At 44.6% G+C, this 17,009-nt stretch carries 15 protein-coding genes; 10 read left to right on the top strand and 5 right to left on the bottom strand.

What is annotated here, in order from left to right; genetic code table 11:
* Nucleotides 1-26: 26 nt before the first annotated feature.
* Entirely contained in the window at nucleotides 27-947 is a 921-nt protein-coding gene (locus AB4351_RS10920; RefSeq protein ID WP_372125972.1) for a LysR family transcriptional regulator, read from the bottom strand.
* Nucleotides 941-1,402 carry an Lrp/AsnC family transcriptional regulator gene (locus AB4351_RS10915; protein WP_017061781.1) on the bottom strand — a complete coding sequence of 154 codons (462 nt, stop codon included), beginning with the start codon at nucleotides 1,400-1,402 and terminating at the stop codon, nucleotides 941-943. Before AB4351_RS10915 ends, AB4351_RS10920 begins: the two co-directional genes overlap by 7 nt.
* 254 nt (nucleotides 1,403-1,656) lie before the next feature.
* Between AB4351_RS10915 and yjeH the strand changes: the two genes are divergently transcribed.
* The gene (yjeH, locus tag AB4351_RS10910) at nucleotides 1,657-2,922 is read left to right on the top strand and encodes an L-methionine/branched-chain amino acid transporter (protein ID WP_372125970.1); all 1,266 of its coding nucleotides are present in this window, start codon (nucleotides 1,657-1,659) and stop codon (nucleotides 2,920-2,922) included.
* Between the two features lie 16 nt (nucleotides 2,923-2,938).
* Here yjeH and AB4351_RS10905 read toward each other — a convergent pair whose 3' ends face one another.
* Nucleotides 2,939-4,399: a PLP-dependent aminotransferase family protein gene (locus tag AB4351_RS10905; RefSeq protein WP_372125967.1), complete on the bottom strand. Its 1,461-nt coding sequence runs from the start codon at nucleotides 4,397-4,399 to the stop codon at nucleotides 2,939-2,941.
* A 90-nt stretch (nucleotides 4,400-4,489) separates the two neighbouring features.
* Here AB4351_RS10905 and AB4351_RS10900 point away from each other — a divergent pair, with 90 nt between their 5' ends.
* Together AB4351_RS10900 and AB4351_RS10895 are read left to right on the top strand one after the other, a co-directional pair.
* Complete coding sequence (locus AB4351_RS10900) at nucleotides 4,490-5,149, top strand: pyridoxamine 5'-phosphate oxidase family protein (protein ID WP_371713571.1); 660 nt, start codon at nucleotides 4,490-4,492, stop codon at nucleotides 5,147-5,149.
* Nucleotides 5,150-5,231: 82 nt separating this feature from the next.
* Nucleotides 5,232-6,170 (top strand): urea transporter, encoded by a 939-nt coding sequence (locus tag AB4351_RS10895; RefSeq protein WP_372125965.1) that lies wholly within the window; start codon nucleotides 5,232-5,234, stop codon nucleotides 6,168-6,170.
* Between the two features lie 10 nt (nucleotides 6,171-6,180).
* Here AB4351_RS10895 and AB4351_RS10890 read toward each other — a convergent pair whose 3' ends face one another.
* A complete protein-coding gene (locus AB4351_RS10890; protein ID WP_017061786.1) occupies nucleotides 6,181-7,188 on the bottom strand; it encodes an AraC family transcriptional regulator in 1,008 nt (335 codons plus the stop codon).
* Between the two features lie 133 nt (nucleotides 7,189-7,321).
* Between AB4351_RS10890 and AB4351_RS10885 the strand changes: the two genes are divergently transcribed.
* The 6 genes from AB4351_RS10885 (at nucleotide 7,322) to AB4351_RS10860 (ending at nucleotide 14,140) form a co-directional block, all read left to right on the top strand.
* Nucleotides 7,322-7,672 carry an MFS transporter gene (locus tag AB4351_RS10885; RefSeq protein WP_017061787.1) on the top strand — a complete coding sequence of 117 codons (351 nt, stop codon included), beginning with the start codon at nucleotides 7,322-7,324 and terminating at the stop codon, nucleotides 7,670-7,672.
* Entirely contained in the window at nucleotides 7,666-8,889 is a 1,224-nt protein-coding gene (locus AB4351_RS10880; RefSeq protein ID WP_372125962.1) for an HlyD family secretion protein, read from the top strand. Before AB4351_RS10885 ends, AB4351_RS10880 begins: the two co-directional genes overlap by 7 nt.
* 680 nt (nucleotides 8,890-9,569) lie before the next feature.
* Nucleotides 9,570-10,808 carry a cytosine permease gene (gene codB / locus AB4351_RS10875; RefSeq protein ID WP_032546874.1) on the top strand — a complete coding sequence of 413 codons (1,239 nt, stop codon included), beginning with the start codon at nucleotides 9,570-9,572 and terminating at the stop codon, nucleotides 10,806-10,808.
* Nucleotides 10,809-10,817: 9 nt separating this feature from the next.
* Nucleotides 10,818-12,095: a cytosine deaminase gene (locus tag AB4351_RS10870; RefSeq protein ID WP_017068656.1), complete on the top strand. Its 1,278-nt coding sequence runs from the start codon at nucleotides 10,818-10,820 to the stop codon at nucleotides 12,093-12,095.
* 358 nt (nucleotides 12,096-12,453) lie between these two features.
* Nucleotides 12,454-12,666 carry a cold-shock protein gene (locus tag AB4351_RS10865; protein WP_004740083.1) on the top strand — a complete coding sequence of 71 codons (213 nt, stop codon included), beginning with the start codon at nucleotides 12,454-12,456 and terminating at the stop codon, nucleotides 12,664-12,666.
* A 457-nt stretch (nucleotides 12,667-13,123) separates the two neighbouring features.
* Nucleotides 13,124-14,140, top strand: coding sequence for a GGDEF domain-containing protein (locus tag AB4351_RS10860; RefSeq protein ID WP_017060611.1), 1,017 nt, complete (start codon nucleotides 13,124-13,126; stop codon nucleotides 14,138-14,140).
* A 127-nt stretch (nucleotides 14,141-14,267) separates the two neighbouring features.
* Here AB4351_RS10860 and AB4351_RS10855 read toward each other — a convergent pair whose 3' ends face one another.
* Entirely contained in the window at nucleotides 14,268-14,864 is a 597-nt protein-coding gene (locus tag AB4351_RS10855; protein WP_017060610.1) for a malate synthase, read from the bottom strand.
* A gap of 169 nt (nucleotides 14,865-15,033) precedes the next feature.
* On the opposite strand from AB4351_RS10855, the gene AB4351_RS10850 reads away from it, so the two are divergent.
* A complete protein-coding gene (locus AB4351_RS10850; RefSeq protein WP_081090203.1) occupies nucleotides 15,034-16,563 on the top strand; it encodes a DUF3612 domain-containing protein in 1,530 nt (509 codons plus the stop codon).
* Nucleotides 16,564-17,009 lie beyond the last annotated feature (446 nt).

Raw genomic sequence — 17,009 nt, 5'->3', positions numbered from 1 at the left:
CAAAGATTATCATCACACCTATGATTTCAAGTCATACTGATATTGTAACTCGACTTTTGCATGGCTTGGAATGCTTTTTCTCGCGCCCATTTGTGGGCAGAGTCGTTGTCATATTTAGGGTGCCACATTAACCAATAGGTATGCATTTCCGTATCAAATGGCAACGAAAAGTAGGTAGTATCGAGGTGTCGACCTAGGTTATAGGCGATATGTTCTGGCACGATCATCAAGTAGTCGTCTTGCATTAACACAGTACCTGCGGATGAAAAGAACGGGACCTGCAAAGCTACTCTTCGCTTCAGCCCTTGCTTCTTCAATGCTATGTCCGCGTAGCTGTCTTTATCTCCACCACCCGTCACTTTGATGTGAGAGTAGTGAACAATATCTTCTGCACTTAAAACCGCTTGCTGAGCCAATGGGTGCGACTTGCGCATCAAACACACCGACTTATCTTCGCCAAGTTTGATGCTTGAAACATGTTCAGGCTTTGTGGGAAACATACTGGAAGCCAAGTGAATACCCGACTCGTTCAGTGCTTCAAGGTAGTTTTGCTGCCACAGGCGATAAGCCAAATTGATGTTCGGCGCTTCAGCAGACACCTCTGCCACAATCACAGGAAGAATATACTGAGCGACATAATCACTCGAGGACAACACCAATTCACCTTGCCAGTCTTGCGGCTCGAAGGGTTTATCATCTAACAGGTGGTCAAACTCGCCAAGCAGGTCGTCGAGTTTGCCTTTAAGCAGAAGTGCGCGGTTGGTCGGCACCAGTTTGTTGCCATCACGGACCAGTAAAGGGTCACCACACAAATCTCGTAACTGGCTGAGCTGGCGGCTCACCGCGGATTGTGTGATATGCAAACGTTGGGCGGCACGGCTCACATGACACTCTTCAAGAAGTACATGCAGTGAACGCAGCAGGTTTAAGTTGATATTGCCTAACATGAATGCACCGTCGCATTCTGTTTGTTGAAAAACTCGGTCAAAACCGTATGAGTCATTAAGTGACGCAGATCTGGGTAGCTTTGCAGCTGATCGCGAACTCGGTTCAGGCTCTCCATGCTTTCCACTTCCACGTACAGCATCATGTCGGTCTCACCGCTAATAGAGTGGCACCATTGCACCTCATCGATACTCTGAATTTGTTTCGCGTAAGACTCACAACTATGGTCACTACTCGACATGTCGAACTTCAACAAGATATAAGCGCACACATTCTTCGTTTGGTTGGGTTCTGCCACTTGAGCGCAGTAGCCCGTAATCACTTTGTCGCTTTCCAGTTTCTTGATTCTGGCGTTCACTGCCGAGCGCGAGAGACTGACATCTCGGGCGATATCGCTCACTGAGCATCGTGCATTGGTTTTGAGAATATCCAAAATCTGGCGATCAAATTTATCCATGCTTCTGATTCTTTCCATTTATTGTTCTATTTATAACGCCTAATTTGACACAACTTTCCTACTTATAACAGCCATTCTGACAGCCGACACTTTCACGCTGAATCGGATTAATACCGTTAAAATGACGGTGTCTTACGACGTTTCGCTAGCTGTATTATTGATGTCAACAATGTATGCTCTCAATCATAACTTCTCACACACCAGAAGAAAGTTACTGGAAGACCGTGACCAGAATCAAATAGCTAGGAGAGCGAATGACACAACTCAAACAAGAAATCACGCTTATTTCAGGAATCGGACAACTCTCGACGACCTTGCTAGGCACGGGATTATTTATGATCCCTGCGATCGCAGCAGGCATTGCAGGACAGTTGTCTCTTCTTGCTTGGTTAATCCTGTTTATCGCTATTTGCCCGATTGCACTGACCTTTGCAGCATTAGGAAAACGCTACCCGAATGCAGGTGGTACTGCTTACTTTGTGCGTCAGGCATTTAGCGAGCGATTAGAAACCAGCGTGGCGTGGTTGTTTGTGAGTGTTATTCCTGTCGGTATTCCAGCGGCCATTGCACTAGCAGGTGGGTTTGCTCAACAATTGTTACCCGCCCCCCTCGACACACCACTTGGCGCTCAATCCTTTACCGTCGCCCTGCTTATTGCCGTCAATTTGATGGGCAGTAAATCTTCTGGCCGACTACAAACCGTGATCGCATTGTCGATTTTTGCCTTAGTCAGCGCTTTTGTTTGGAAAGCCGACATCACGGCAGCCGATGTTTCTCTTCCAACCATCTCGTCCGATTCGGTGTGGTCTATCGGCGCTGCGTTGGCTGTCATGTTTTGGTGCTTTGTCGGAATAGAAGCTTTTGCTCACATGGGAGAGGAATTCAAAAATCCACAACGTGACTTCCCAATCGCCATCATTGCAGGCTGTTTTGTTGCGGGGTTAGTGTACTGGGCTTGTTCAGTGGTGATTCTTAAACTGGGCGCTTACGGTTCATCTGAATTCGATGCCGCATCCATCCCGTGGGTAACAGAACAACTGTTTGGCAATGGCTTCAAAACTGTCATCAGCGTGCTGGGGTTCTTTGCTTGCTTTGCTAGCCTAAACCTTTACACACAAAGCCTGTCTCGGATGATCTGGGCTCAGGCTCGCCAACACTCTCCTACAAGTCGAATGGCTCAACTGAACAGCCGCGGCGTACCGTTTTACCCAACCATAGCAATTGGCTTTGTCGTGCTTATCTCGTGTGTGATTGGTGAACTGTCCAACTTGGACCTTGAATTCTTTCTCAAGCTCGCCAACGGTATTTTTGTTCTGGTTTATCTGCTCGCGATGTTAGCGGCTTGCCGATTGCTGACTGGCACATCAAGATATACTGCGATGGTTTCACTCGTCATCTGTACTCTAGTATTTATCTGTTTAAGCTGGTCGATGCTCTATGCCGTGACTATTTTTGTGACATTGTCACTCCCTTGGCGAAAGTGGCTGGGTAAAACCACTGTTTCTATCGACAAATTGTAAACGAATCCTACCAATATCACTGATAAAAAAGCCGAGCGATCTGTTTGATCTTCGGCTTTATCTCTGCCAAACGGATATTTCCAAAACCCAGCACTGCCCCACTCCAATCACGATCATCACTCGAACCGTATTCATAAAAATCAAAAGGACGAATGATGATGTTTTGAAGCTCGGCCCGTCGACTCCATTCCGTCTCAGATATTCCGTTGCACCATTTAACAGTCACATGTAGGCCCGCCGCTTGGCTAATCACTTCAACATCACCGTCAAACTCACTTTGAATGGCCTCAATCATCGCTTCGTGCTTGAGTTTGTATGAACGACGCATCTTTCTAATATGACGTAATAAATCGCCTTCACGAACAAAATCAGCCAAAGCTTCTTGGGGATGGGACGCCGTGTCTCCAGTGAGCGCATCTTTAATCTCAAGGCACTTTGCTACCAGACTTTCTGGCACCACTAAGTATCCTAATCGAAGTCCATTGAACATCACCTTACTCAGGGAGCCGACATAGATGATGCGATCATCGAATCCTAACTTTCCGGCCAGCCCTTGCATGCTGGTATAAGGGCGATGAGCAAACTGAAACTCGCTGTCGTAGTCGTCTTCAATAATCCATGATTGATGTTTGTTAGCCCAATCTATCAGCTTAAGACGTTGCTCAGTATTTAAGGTTGTGCCCATTGGGTACTGGTTACTCGGGGTGACATACAGAGCCCTAGCATTACTGGCCAACACTTTCTCAATATCCAACCCCACCTTTTCACGCACCGCCACACCGTCTAATTTGAGCTTTAACAGATCAACGATTTTATGGACTTGTCGATACCCAGGTTCTTCCATCAATAGTTCATCCCCCATCATCAACGTTGCCATCAAACCAATGGAAATCGCTTGTTGCGCCCCCGCCGTGATAATAATTCGATCAGCGTGACAGCGAACTGAACGACTGCTCGCGAGATAGCCACTGAGCGCATCTCGTAAAGCCACACTCCCTTGGACGCCTTGGTTGCCTGCAATGTTTTGACGCGTTGAATGTCGCTGCAGTAGCCTTTGCCATTTCGCAAAAGGGAAAGCATTGAGATCAGGCACTCCGGGGGCAAAGCCACTATTGATATCATGCGTTGTCGCTATGGTTCTAGGTGCTACCGAAGCCTGTGCAGCCACCTGACTCGTCTTTTGAACAAGGTTAGGTTGAGACGAGTTCAAGAAATGTTCGGGCTGTTCGACCGACACATAAAAGCCAGATCCCTTACGACTTTCGATATAGCCCTCCGTGACTAACTGCTCATACGCGTAGATCACCGTATTTCGGCTCACCGATAACTCAGCAGCCAACTTGCGCGTTGAAGGTAACTTGCTGCCTTTACTCCATAAATCTTGAACGATCTTCTCTCTGATCGCATGGAATAAAGCGGTTTGACGCGTGTCATGTTGCTCACTAAGTTGTAGGTCACCGACATCGATAGGCTGCATAACTGGATCCAAATAGTGTTTAAAAGTGGCTCTATTTAATAGACCAGTTAATCGCTACATTAATCAAAAGGCAATGATTAAGGAGCGATTATGTTATCTAACACGAAAAGAACCACGATTAAAAAAGGGGCTCACAAAGCTGTATTTGAACAAGAGAAACTGCACCAAATTATTGATGAGAGCTTAATCGCACACATTGCATTGCAAGGCGAACAAGGACCAATGATCATCCCGATGCTCGCGTGGCGAGTGGATGATATGGTCTACATTCATGGAGCTAAAAACAGTCGCCTACTAAAAGGGCTAAAAAAGGGAGAACCAACCTGTTTAACGTTCACCTTGTTCGATGGTTGGGTGTTGGCTCGTTCGGCATTTCATCACAGCGCGCATTATCGTTCTGCTGTGGTGTTGGGGTCATTTTCAGTCATCGATGACAACCAAGAAAAGGATCGCTTGTTGAATATCTTTATTGAGCAAATCGCGCCGGGCAGAACCGATGAAGTCAGGCTCAGTAATGAAAAAGAACTCACCGCAACCGAGTTATTGGCGATCCCTTTGACGGAAGCCTCCGTGAAGATTGGTAAACATGGAGTGAATGATGATAAAGCCGATATGGACATTCCAGTATGGGCTGGCGTATTGCCTTATCGAACGATTGTTGGGCCTTTAGAAACCGTTCCAGAACAAGAAGGCATCATTGAAACACCAGATTACCAACAAGCTTATGGTGAACGTTGGTATCAGAATTAACACTCGAAGATGGTGAACTTGATAAAATTGTATACAATCTGACTTACAAAAATTTAACATGACTCAATAATGTAATCAGACGATGAAAACGAACAAGGATATTCTGCCATTTCAAGGCTTGCTCAATGGCATTGGGCAAGTCTATTTCACACAGTCTGTCATGACGTCGACTTTGCTGTTGCTTGCCATTTCTATTGAGTCACTTGCACTGGCTTTTCTTACCTTGCTTGGCGCTAGTTGCAGCTTTGCATTGGCCTTCTATGGCTATATGTACACCAACACCAACACCAACACCAACACCAACAAGTCAGTTGACGACATTGATAGTGGAATGTACGCGCTAAATGGGGCTTTGATTGGTTTATTTATCGGTAACTTTTTTGGTGTGACACCATTATTGGCTTTAGTGACTGTGTTAGGTGCATTAGTCACGGTGCCGATTGCCCACATCGTATTCAGTTTTAAGAAATATCGCGGTTACACTAGCGCCTTTATCCTCACCACTTGGTTGATTTATATTATCCAATCAGCCTTTGAGCTATCAGCGTTTTATGCAACTGATTCCGCACTGATGCCACTCATCAGTATTGAGGCTAACTCGTGGTTCAACCTGCCGACAGTGGTGATCCCGTTGTTAAAAGGGATAAGCCAAGTCAGCTTCATCGAAAATGCGTTGTCGGGGCTCGTTATCTTAGTCGCCATCGCACTCAACAATATCAAGCATGCCATTTGGGTTATGCTCGCAGTAATAATTAGCACCGTATTTAGCGGGTTGATTGGCGCTTCTAACGAACTGGTAGCCCAAGGTCTTTACGGGTACAACGCCATTCTTGCCACTTTAGCACTTGTGCCCTATCCGCGAATCCGTTGGCCGTTAATCCTATTAGGCATGCTGTTAAGCTGTCTCATCACACTTGGTTTTCATGAACTGTCACTGTTACCACTCACCGCCCCTTTCATTTTGAGTACTTGGGGGATGGTTTACTTGTCCAGCCTGATCCATAAACGAACCATAAGTTAGCTCTGAATAGTTACAGGCCAGTTTTTAGGCGCTCAACATATTGCTTGGGTGTCAAACCTCGATGTTTCTTAAACATCCGATTAAAGCTCGCGACATTGGTATAGCCGAGCCTCGTCGCGACTTTATCTATTGGCACTGAATACATCAACAACTCCACCGCCACATTACTTAACGCATAGCCCATAATGGTAGAAAAGTTGATGCCTAAGTTATGCAATCGACGTTGAAATTGCTGTTCAGATAACCCAAGCAAACTCGACACTTTATGCAGTGTTGGCAGGCCGAAATGGCGACTGTAATTGATCATCTCATAGGTCACCTTATGCTCATCCGCGGCATCAGGCATGTTGAGGTAATTATCTAAGTCATGAAAGTTCATGGCCAAGCTCATCTTGCCGCTAGAAGGGGCTTGATTGCTCGATAACCTCGACTGGCTTGGTATCCAGATTTCAGTTCGTGGCTGGCCCCACTGAATATTGCACCCAAAATACTCTTGATAGAGTTGAGTGTTCTCGCGATAACCTGCGATAGAGACGGCTGCGGGAGTAAAGTCGTCTCCCAAGTAACGCCTTAATATCTTCATCATAAAGATGGCAACTCGAATTGAGTCATGAACTTTACCCACCTCAGTATAAGCAGGATTGTCGTAGCACCATTTGATGAAATTACCGACTTGAGCGCCATATAGAAAAGCCCCGGACTGCAAACAGTGCAACCCGATGTTAACTCGGCGTATAGACGACGCCAGATCGTGCCCCGAGAAAAACCAGTTAGAGAGAGGACCTAGCCTTTCAATATCCACTCTATCAGCCAGCTTCAAGATAATATCGGAATCACCGGTTTGTTGTTCAAGTAAGCCATACCATTTGTCCACTTCACTTACGGGGATAAGGTTCATCGGGTTATTAAACACCGATTTAGGAATACCTAATTGCTCAGTATTCACAGCCTTATTAGTCGTTGCGTATTGGTAAATACCCAAAATACCCAATGCTCTTAAGAAGTTACAATTGTTCATTAGCCACCATACTTAGAAGTCACTATTACAGATCAAATCATAATGACATCATTATTAAAGTAATTGGTAAATTATCAACTTCTAAATCTGATATCAATAACACTCGGTGCTCAATTTAACCTAGGGTATATCAATGAGTTTAGTTAGTGTCCCATTTGTCGGAACAGACGCAGATACCGCACTACACGTAGTTGCAGGCGTAGTGTTAGTCGCAACCATCGCTGCTGCATGTTACGGCTTCTGGCGTGTGCATGAATTACCAATCAACAAGGCTCACAGTAAAGAGCATCAACAACTCGGTTTGATCACCGCATTAACATGGATTGGTTTTGTATGGCACTGGGTATGGGTACTAGCAGTAATTTTGGCCTTCGTTGATATGGAAAAAGCCATCATCAATCTAAGAGACACATGGAAGTCACCGACCACAACCAAGGAGCAAACAACTTCCGACAAGCAAGATGAGGAGAGCCAAACATGTTAGAAGGCTTGGCAATTTGGGCACTGTTCATTTACTTACTCAGACTTGTTGGTATGCCTTGGAACAAAGGCACCAAGGCGTTTGCGTACCTAGGGGGTACATCTTGGTTGCTGTTTGTATGGGTTGGCCTACTCAATTTGACTCCGATGGATCTATCGGGAGGCTCAGTGGTTCAGTCTCCACATATTCAGCTGCGTCCCGATTCAACTAATGTGTCGGGAAAAACTTCCAAAGTCCACATCGACCCAAACCAGGATGTGACTGAAGGACAGCTAATTTACGAAATTGATGACACTAAATATGTCATCGCAAGAGACAAAGCCAGCGTTCAACTTGAGTCTGCAGAGGTCGCTTTAGACACAGCTCGTCAAGAAGTGAGCATTGCAAAAGTCAGCTATCAATCGGCGCTTGAAGACATCAAAGCTTCAGTCGCACAAATAGATTCGGCTAAAACAGACTTAGTACTGCAGTCAAAGACGCTTGATCGTTACCAGAAGCAAAACAAAGTGGTAGAACATACGATCACTGAAACTGACATCGACCAACAAACAGCAAAGGTAGACTTAGCGACGTATAACGTTACGACATTGGAATCTCAGCTTAGCAAGAAAGAAGTCGATGCCGAGAATGCGAAGTTGAACATCCACAAAGCTGAAACCAATGTGAGCAAGAAGCAAACTGAGGTCGATTCAGCAAAGGCAACACTGGCACAAGCACAATGGGACTTGAACAGCACCAAAGTCACGGCACCGACTGACGGCTTTGTAACGAACTTTATTCTTCGTGAAGGTCAGCGTGTTTCAATGATGCCTCGTATCCAGATGTATACCGAAGAGAAGTACGTGCTGATGCGAGTTAACCACCAAGCGATTCGTAATATTAAGGTCGGTCAACCTGCGGAATTTGCGACAGCGGTATACCCAGGAAAAGTGTTCTCTGCAACCGTAGAAGGCATTGTAGAAGCCACTGGTGAAGCGCAAGCAAGTTTGCTGGGTATCGATGAGCAGGTTCGTGTTACCACAGGCAAAAACCTTCAGAACAAGCACCACTTTGTTCGTTTAAAAATTGATGAGGCAGAGGGTTACGATATTCCTGTTGGCTCTGTCGGATTAGCGTGGGTAAGCGGTGAGAAGCCTATCAGCTTTATGGCGTTCCTAGACGTAATACGCGGGATCATCATTAGAATGAAGTCTCAACTGTACTTCTTCTACTCCATCTAATACTTCCTATTGGTGAAACAATACCCAAGCCCGTGCGCTCTTAGATCGCACGGGCTTTTTGTTTATTTCACCATTCGTCGCCAGAAAGAACACAAACCCGAAAAACGAATAAACACTCTAAAGTTGCAAATCGCAATTGCATTTTGCAATTTGGCATTTCAAAAACGCAAATTAAACGCTCAAATACGCACCAGATTGCTATAAAACTGCCGTTTTACGTGGTTTTAAAAGTTGGCACACTAACTGCAATGTATATATTGACCCTTCTTAAGCCGAGGGTCACCTAGCCAACTGACGTTGTTAGTGAACCTATTCTTGTTCACAAAATATATAGGCCAATTGCGATTATTGCGATTGGCTATTTTTTTGCCTGCAGTTTGGCCAACCGCCCTCTTTTTCGATACAGACACCCATTCAGACGTATAATAATAAGCATTCATAGCCAACCAAGAACAGCAGATAACCAACGCATTATAGAAAACGTTTTCTATTTGTTTTTTTTAAATAAAGACAGAAAATAACCCTATGTTTTACAAAATAATTACTGCAATAACTGGTTTTTATGGGCAATTATTGACAAAATTAGCATTGACTATGTGATTTATATCACCATAATGCGCAAGTTTGCCTGCAATACGGCGACCGTTAATTTTAATTTTGATCATTTGCGGAGGTAAAAAATGGCTGCTGATAATAACTACAGTCTAGGGCCGGTTCCTACATCGGCTAGGAAAGGAGTCGCTTCACTCACCATGGTAATGCTTGGACTCACTTTCTTCTCTGCAAGTATGTGGACAGGTGGTTCACTCGGGACAGGTCTTTCATTCAACGATTTCTTCCTCGCCGTTCTCATCGGTAACCTAATCCTCGGTATTTACACTTCTTTTCTTGGCTACATCGGCTCATCTACTGGCCTCTCTACCCACCTTCTTGCTCGTTTCTCTTTCGGTACTAAAGGCTCATGGCTTCCTTCTGCTTTACTTGGTGGTACACAAGTCGGTTGGTTTGGTGTGGGTGTTGCGATGTTTGCTATTCCAGTACAAAAAGCAACGGGCATTGATACCAACACCTTGATTATCGTATCTGGCTTGTTGATGACGGGTACAGTGTACTTCGGCATTAAAGCGCTAATGGTGCTTTCAGCGATTGCAGTGCCTGCGATTGCGATTCTGGGTGGTTACTCAGTACTGACTGCGGTAGACAGTGTTGGTGGACTAGAGCAATTGCAACTTATTAAACCAGAGACGCCAATGGACTTTTCAATGGCTCTTGCAATGGTTGTAGGTTCGTTCGTAAGTGCGGGTACGTTAACGGCCGATTTCGTTCGCTTTGGTAAAAAGCCAGCAAGCGCAGTATTAATTACTATGGTTGCGTTCTTCATCGGTAACTCGCTGATGTTTATCTTCGGCGCAGCAGGAGCAGCAGCAACCGGTCAGGCTGATATTTCAGATGTGATGATCGCGCAAGGTCTGCTGCTTCCAGCCATCATCGTGCTTGGCTTGAATATCTGGACAACCAATGAAAATGCACTTTATGCATCCGGTTTGGGTTTATCTAACATCACTGGTCGCTCAAGTACTACAATGTCTATCATTAACGGCATTATCGGTACGATTTTCGCACTTTGGTTATACAACAACTTCGTTGGTTGGTTAACCTTCCTTTCGCTGGCGATTCCACCAATTGGTGGCGTAATCATCGCCGACTTCTTCGCGAACCGTAAACGTTACAAAGATTTTGCAAATGCAGAGTTCCAAACCGTTAACTGGGCTGGCATTATCGCGGTAGCAACAGGCGTAGCCGCTGGTCACTTCCTACCTGGCGTTGTTCCTTTGAACGCAGTGTTAGGTGGTGCAATCAGTTACCTCGTGCTTAATCCTCTATTGAACAAAAAAGCTCTGAAATCTCAGGCCGCTTAAGGACACACTATGACAACCTTATTAATCAAGAACGCGAAACTTCAAGACCAAGAAGGCTTGAAACAGATTCTGATTGAAAATGGTCAATTTTCTCGCATTCTCGATAATGGCGCGCAAATCAATCATCAAGGCGACATCCTTGATGCTGAAGGTGGCATTGCAGTTACTCCTTTCTGTGAACCGCACATCCACCTAGATACTACTCAAACTGCTGGTGAGCCTAACTGGAACATCTCTGGCACTTTGTTTGAAGGTATTGAGCGTTGGGCTGAGCGCAAAGAACTGCTATCAATCGAAGACGTAAAGTCTCGTGCCAAGCAAACACTGAAATGGCAGATAGCTAACGGTGTTCAACACGTTCGTACACACGTTGATGTGTCTGACCCAACACTCGTTGCGTTAAGAGCGATGGTTGAAGTTCGTGAAGAGATGAAAGAGTGGGTCGACATCCAGATCGTTGCATTCCCTCAAGAAGGTATTCTTTCATACCCTAACGGCAAAGAGTTGCTTGAAGAAGCAGTGAAGATCGGCGCTGACGTTATCGGTGCTATCCCTCACTTCGAATTCACTCGTGAATACGGGGTTGAATCTTTGCATTATGTGTTCGAGCTTGCACGCAAGTACGACTGTCTGATCGACGTTCACTGTGATGAAATCGACGACGAACAGTCTCGCTTTGTGGAAACATTAGCAGCCCTTGCTCATAAGTTTGAAATGGGCGAGAAAGTAACTGCTAGCCACACCACTGCAATGGGTTCGTACAACGGTGCTTACACATCTCGCCTGTTCCGTCTATTGAAGATGTCAGGTATCAACTTCGTGGCAAACCCGCTAGTGAACATTCACTTACAGGGCCGTTTCGACGATTACCCGAAACGCCGCGGTGTAACGCGCGTTAAAGAGATGCTAGCAGCAGACATCAACGTTTGTTTTGGCCACGATGATGTGTTTGACCCATGGTACCCACTGGGCACAGCGAACATGCTTCAAGTTCTGCACATGGGACTGCATGTAACACAGGTTATGGGCTACGACCAAATCAACAACTCACTTGATTTGATCAGCAAGAACTCTGCTCGCACATTGAACATTCAAGACAACTTCGGTATCGAAGAAGGTAAGCCAGGTAGCTTGCTGATTCTTCCTGCTGACAATGGCTTTGATGCAGTACGCCGCCAAGTACCAGTGCAGTACTCAATACGCCACGGTAAGGTGATTGCAGAGACTCAACCAGCGAAAACAAAAATAAATTTAGATCAAACTGAAGATATCAACTTTAAGCGTTAATATCGTCTATACTAATGATCAAAAGGAAGCTGAGATGCTTCCTTTTGTTGTGTTGGACGAAGCGACAAAACTATCACTAAATCAGTGTAAATCTTGTACATTCGCACGGTATGACAAAAAAAGCACAAATTTCTTAAGCAATGCGTGTACATCTCAAAAGACTGTGTTAACATGCTCTCGCTCTGTTAGCCGGAGTTATTTAAGTTAGATGAATAGTAAAAAATTGACATGTAAAATCGTTACCCGTTTTTGTAAGTAGTTTTTCCTTATTTCTTAGCAATATTAAATAATTCAATTATCAGCGCATTGCATTAAATGCAATCAACAACTTAGAAAATTTATGAATAAGGGACAAATTATGTCTAACACAAATACTGGCACTGTAAAATGGTTTAACGAAGAGAAAGGTTTCGGTTTCATTTCTCAAGACAACGGCGGCGCTGACGTATTCGTACACTTCCGTGCAATCGTTTCTGAAGGCTTCAAAACTCTGAAAGAAGGCCAAAAGGTTTCTTTCGAAGTTGAAAACGGTCAAAAAGGCCTACAAGCAGCAAACGTTGTTGCTCAATAATTAGCTCTTATAGCTAAAAAGAATTTTAAAGCGCTGATTTTTATCGGCGCTTTTTTATGCCTGCTTATAAACATTTCCCCTCTCGATACAGGCTTTCCCCCGTAAACTCTGAACAAATGCAAATCACCAGCCAAGCGTCCTCAACCTAGACTTTCTCAGTTAAAGCTCAACGATCAATTTACGTCACTTTTTGTATGCACTTCCCTAGACAACACTTAATTCTCAGCAATCTTTTGATACTAACTCACGCTACGCCGAAAGTTTGATAAGCCCAAATATGGTTAAAGAACAATCCATTAGATTACGCTTATGAATACGCAATCGATATTCATAATAAAAATGAGTCATTTATCCAACCCTCATCCACTAATCATATAATTTTTAAAGCAAAGACCTTCGAAATCCGCTAACCTTGTTCGCAAGTGGCTTAGTTGTTTTGGTATCTGCAGTAAAAATAATGAACAAAGACGAATTTCAGAAATCCACCGCAAATCTAAAAAAAGCGGTGCCTCTTATGATGAAGAACAGGGTGTCAACGACACCTGCAAATTACGCACTTTGGTACACCTATGTCGATAACGCTATTCCCCAGCTGACTCAAGACATGGATGGTGTTTTAGAACACTACGGTATTTGTCCTCCTGCCGTTGGTGAGCAGCTATACAACAATTATGTTGCCAGCAAATCCGAAACCAATATCAATGACCTTCGCGCTAATTTGGAACTGTTAGTTTCTGAAGTTTCCAATTCAATGAATGACACCCTGACCGACACCTCCGCTTTTTCTGACATGATCGATAAAAGCTTCGAGGACTTGGCTCGTGTTGATAATGAAAGCCTATCTATTGATGAAGTCATGTCCTTAGTTCGACAGCTGGTGTCTGAATCCCGTCATATTCGTCACTCTACTCAGTTTTTAAACTCTCAGCTAAACTCTGCAACCTCAGAGATCACCAAGCTAAAAACCCAGTTAGTAGAAGTTCAGAAAGATGCGCTTTTCGATAGTACAACCACACTCTATAACCGTCGCTCTTTCGACCGTGACATAGAAACCCTGTGTGAAGCACAACAATCTTTGTGTCTGATTCTTCTCGATATCGACCACTTTAAAAATTTCAACGACACCTATGGCCACTTGTTTGGCGATATGGTGCTTAAAGCGATCGCTCGCAAGCTGAAGTTAAGTTGCCGTGAAGGTATTTCTGCCTATCGATTTGGTGGTGAAGAGTTCGCGCTGATTGTGCCTAACAAGTCTTTGCGTATTGCTCGTCAACTCGCTGATACCAATCGTCGCTCTCTAGAAAAGCTGTCGATTAAAGATCGCCGCAGTGGTCAACAAGTCGGCAGTATCACTGCATCGTTTGGTGTCGCTGAACTTGAACCCGGCGAATCAGCTCAATCGCTGATTGAACGTGCTGATAAGCTACTTTATGAAGCGAAATCACTTGGCCGTAACCGAGTCATGCCTTTGTAAAACACACCAACAATGCTCTTATCGACATATTAGTCGGCTCGTATTGAGACTAGAAAGCCCCAAAGACATTATCTTCGGGGCTTTTTCTTTAGTTGTATAAATTACTTTAGCTAACTAGGATTCACCGTTAGATCTGGAAGCAATAATTCAAGCAGTAGTCTTCACCACTCTTTGCTCTGAACTCTTTATCTTCACTGCATGCCTTTGGTTTACCCTTTGCGTCACCTTGAATCAAACTGATCCAGTGGCGCATCGCTGCAATGGTCTCTTCACGCATTGTGGTTGTTGCTTCCATTGGTGATTGGCCAAACGTGGTGCATGATTCCAACTGAATATCATCAATTTCTACTAGCTCAATACAACCTGTCCCTTTGTGGCAACCAAACATCACCTCTAGGTGGCTGCCACTGCCATCTCGAAACAAGATAGAGTCTGGGTCGTTCTTCTCACCCATGTACGCTACAAACTGCTTAGGGTGCTTCAGACCGCTGTGCTGACCGTCTTTAAAGTAAGCCATAATATGGCGGTAATCGACTACGTAGCTGGTTACGTCTTGATGTGAGCCATTCTCTAGTGGGAATAGTCGATCAAGCAGCTGCTTTGCTTTCACTTGCTTTTCAGTTTGCTGATTAGCATTGATTGTCTCCACGGCAAAGACAGCTTCAGCGATAAATGGCTTTGATTGTTTTTGGATTTCTGTTTTATCGAATGTAAGCATATTCATAGTCTTTCCCTCTTGACCAGTCCGGTGATAACCACCGATTTCTACAGCAAAAATGTGTCCTAGAGCAATTATTCCAAACTAACGTTTAATTTATTTGTCATTTTGTGAATTGCTTAGTTTGTAGATTAGCGCTTTTTTACATACAATTTCACAACAAAAATTTTACAATGTGAATTTTACAAATATGGCCTTGTCAAAAAGTTTAGTTCGTCAGTCACATTTCCTAGGTACGAAAATACGTAACCTAAGAAAACGTAACCATTTAACGATGGAAGACCTGTCTGCGCGTTGTATTAGAATCGACCCAGAATGTGCTCCTTCCGTTTCTTACCTTTCAATGATTGAACGTGGAAAGCGGGTTCCGAGCATCGATATGCTGGAAGTGATTGCACAGGTCTTTCAGAAGAATCCGACGTGGTTCCTCGACGACGAATCTGAACAACAAGCCATTGCTCCTGATAAGGGGAATCGTGGTGGGATAAGTGGCATGGCGCTCGAGCCGAGCTTCCTATTCTCAAACGACATCCTGCAAATTGCGATTCCTGAGATGCTGTCACAAACGGGCATTTCAGGCCGCCAGTTTGCGCACCTCTTGATTCGAGCACACCAAGAGAGCAACCAGAACCACTTCCCTGACCTTGAGCGCGCTGCGGAAGAAGTAGGCTTAAAACGTCTTAACCTCAGCGTAGAAGACCTGATAGACATCGCTAGAAGCCTAGGAATCAACATCCGCTGGGTGACGCGCACGCCGCAAGACGTCGTCGATGAGCTCGGAATTAACGCTAAGCAGTTAGTGACCTCCTTCTTTGAGCCTCCCGGTACTATCTTCTTAAACGAGATTCTTAAAGAGTATCCAACTCGTCTGAAATACGACCTTTCGGTTTATATCGGTCATTGCATTCTGCACAGCAAAGAAGGCCTAAAGAGTGTGTTGTCGGTCGGTAACAACAACACGTGGGACGACAACCAGGTATCAGGCTCTTCACAGCTCAACTCCCAAGATATTCTTCAAGCATGGCGAGACTTTGAATCCAGCTTCTTTGCTGGCGCACTTCTGTGCCCGAAAGTCCCGTTTAGGCAGCTACTTGACCGCACTGGTTACGAAATCGACGTTCACAAAAGAGCAGGGGTTTCCCCCTCTGTTGCGATGCGTCGAATGACTGTAGTATCGCCCTACCCTCACTGGCACTACTTTGATGCTTATGGGCCGGGGAAACTCAAGGCGGTATATCGCGGGAACGGGATTCCGCTACCTTGGGGAAATATGAGAACGGTCGCTGACCCATGTCAACATTGGGCTGTGTTCCGTCGATTATCAGAACCTCGAGCGGGAAGCTCGGCTCAAATCTCCATTTTGAACGTGGGTGATGAGCCAAGAATCTACTGCTGTGAATCCATCAATATGACGGATCCTGCGGGTAACAATCGTGTGTTGTGTGCTGGTATAGATCTCAACCCTGCGATTGATGCTCAAGGCGGTAATTCAAGAGACATAGCAGAGCAGCTTAAAGCGTCATGCGTTAACAATGGTGGCTCTGTGGCAATTCCGCGTAACATCAAAAAAGATCTCACGACAATAGCCAAGATTCTAAATATAAATTGGATTGAACGTGGGATTGAGACAGAGGCGAGGCTTATCTGCTCCAGAGGTGGAGAATGCCCACGCCAACCAAGCTGTTACTCTAAGTGTGGTGAGTAAAAAAGTAATAACAAAAAATAGAACCTAAATTTCAGGCAAAAAAAAACCAATCACAATAAGGGTGATTGGTCATATATTTTGTGTGAACAAAAAAGGTTCACTAACAACGTCAGTTGGCTAGGTGACCCTCGGCTTAAGAAGGGTCACCATTACTAATGCAGCATGCGTGCCAACTTTTAAAACACGTATTTACTACGCATCTGGACACGTATTGGCCGGATATCCTTGTTTGTTTTGCAAACTGGAATTGCAAATTGCAAAATCCAACAAAAACGCTAGTGATTATGTTATTATTAATGAATAATTAAAGATTCATTACCCTTCCCAAAAATGTCATATTTCCCTTAGATTCAATCACTTTAAACAGCAATAAACCTCCCCTAGCTTACTCAAGCTATACGGTTACTCAACATAAACAACACCCTAAACAACGCCCATAAAAAAAC

Origin of the sequence: Vibrio sp. 10N.261.51.F11 (assembly GCF_041471665.1) — a bacterium.
Taxonomy (GTDB): Bacteria; Pseudomonadota; Gammaproteobacteria; order Enterobacterales; family Vibrionaceae; genus Vibrio; species Vibrio crassostreae_C.
The sequence above is the reverse complement of the archived record's forward strand: the minus strand, read 5'-3'. Positions and strand labels throughout refer to the sequence as shown.

Coding starts and splice junctions, on each gene's coding strand:
- AB4351_RS10920 (WP_372125972.1), bottom strand. CDS start 947: ATGTTAGGCAATATCAACTTAAACCTGCTGCGTTCACTGCATGTACTT.
- AB4351_RS10915 (WP_017061781.1), bottom strand. CDS start 1,402: ATGGATAAATTTGATCGCCAGATTTTGGATATTCTCAAAACCAATGCA.
- yjeH (WP_372125970.1), top strand. CDS start 1,657: ATGACACAACTCAAACAAGAAATCACGCTTATTTCAGGAATCGGACAA.
- AB4351_RS10905 (WP_372125967.1), bottom strand. CDS start 4,399: ATGCAGCCTATCGATGTCGGTGACCTACAACTTAGTGAGCAACATGAC.
- AB4351_RS10900 (WP_371713571.1), top strand. CDS start 4,490: ATGTTATCTAACACGAAAAGAACCACGATTAAAAAAGGGGCTCACAAA.
- AB4351_RS10895 (WP_372125965.1), top strand. CDS start 5,232: ATGAAAACGAACAAGGATATTCTGCCATTTCAAGGCTTGCTCAATGGC.
- AB4351_RS10890 (WP_017061786.1), bottom strand. CDS start 7,188: ATGAACAATTGTAACTTCTTAAGAGCATTGGGTATTTTGGGTATTTAC.
- AB4351_RS10885 (WP_017061787.1), top strand. CDS start 7,322: ATGAGTTTAGTTAGTGTCCCATTTGTCGGAACAGACGCAGATACCGCA.
- AB4351_RS10880 (WP_372125962.1), top strand. CDS start 7,666: ATGTTAGAAGGCTTGGCAATTTGGGCACTGTTCATTTACTTACTCAGA.
- codB (WP_032546874.1), top strand. CDS start 9,570: ATGGCTGCTGATAATAACTACAGTCTAGGGCCGGTTCCTACATCGGCT.
- AB4351_RS10870 (WP_017068656.1), top strand. CDS start 10,818: ATGACAACCTTATTAATCAAGAACGCGAAACTTCAAGACCAAGAAGGC.
- AB4351_RS10865 (WP_004740083.1), top strand. CDS start 12,454: ATGTCTAACACAAATACTGGCACTGTAAAATGGTTTAACGAAGAGAAA.
- AB4351_RS10860 (WP_017060611.1), top strand. CDS start 13,124: ATGAACAAAGACGAATTTCAGAAATCCACCGCAAATCTAAAAAAAGCG.
- AB4351_RS10855 (WP_017060610.1), bottom strand. CDS start 14,864: ATGAATATGCTTACATTCGATAAAACAGAAATCCAAAAACAATCAAAG.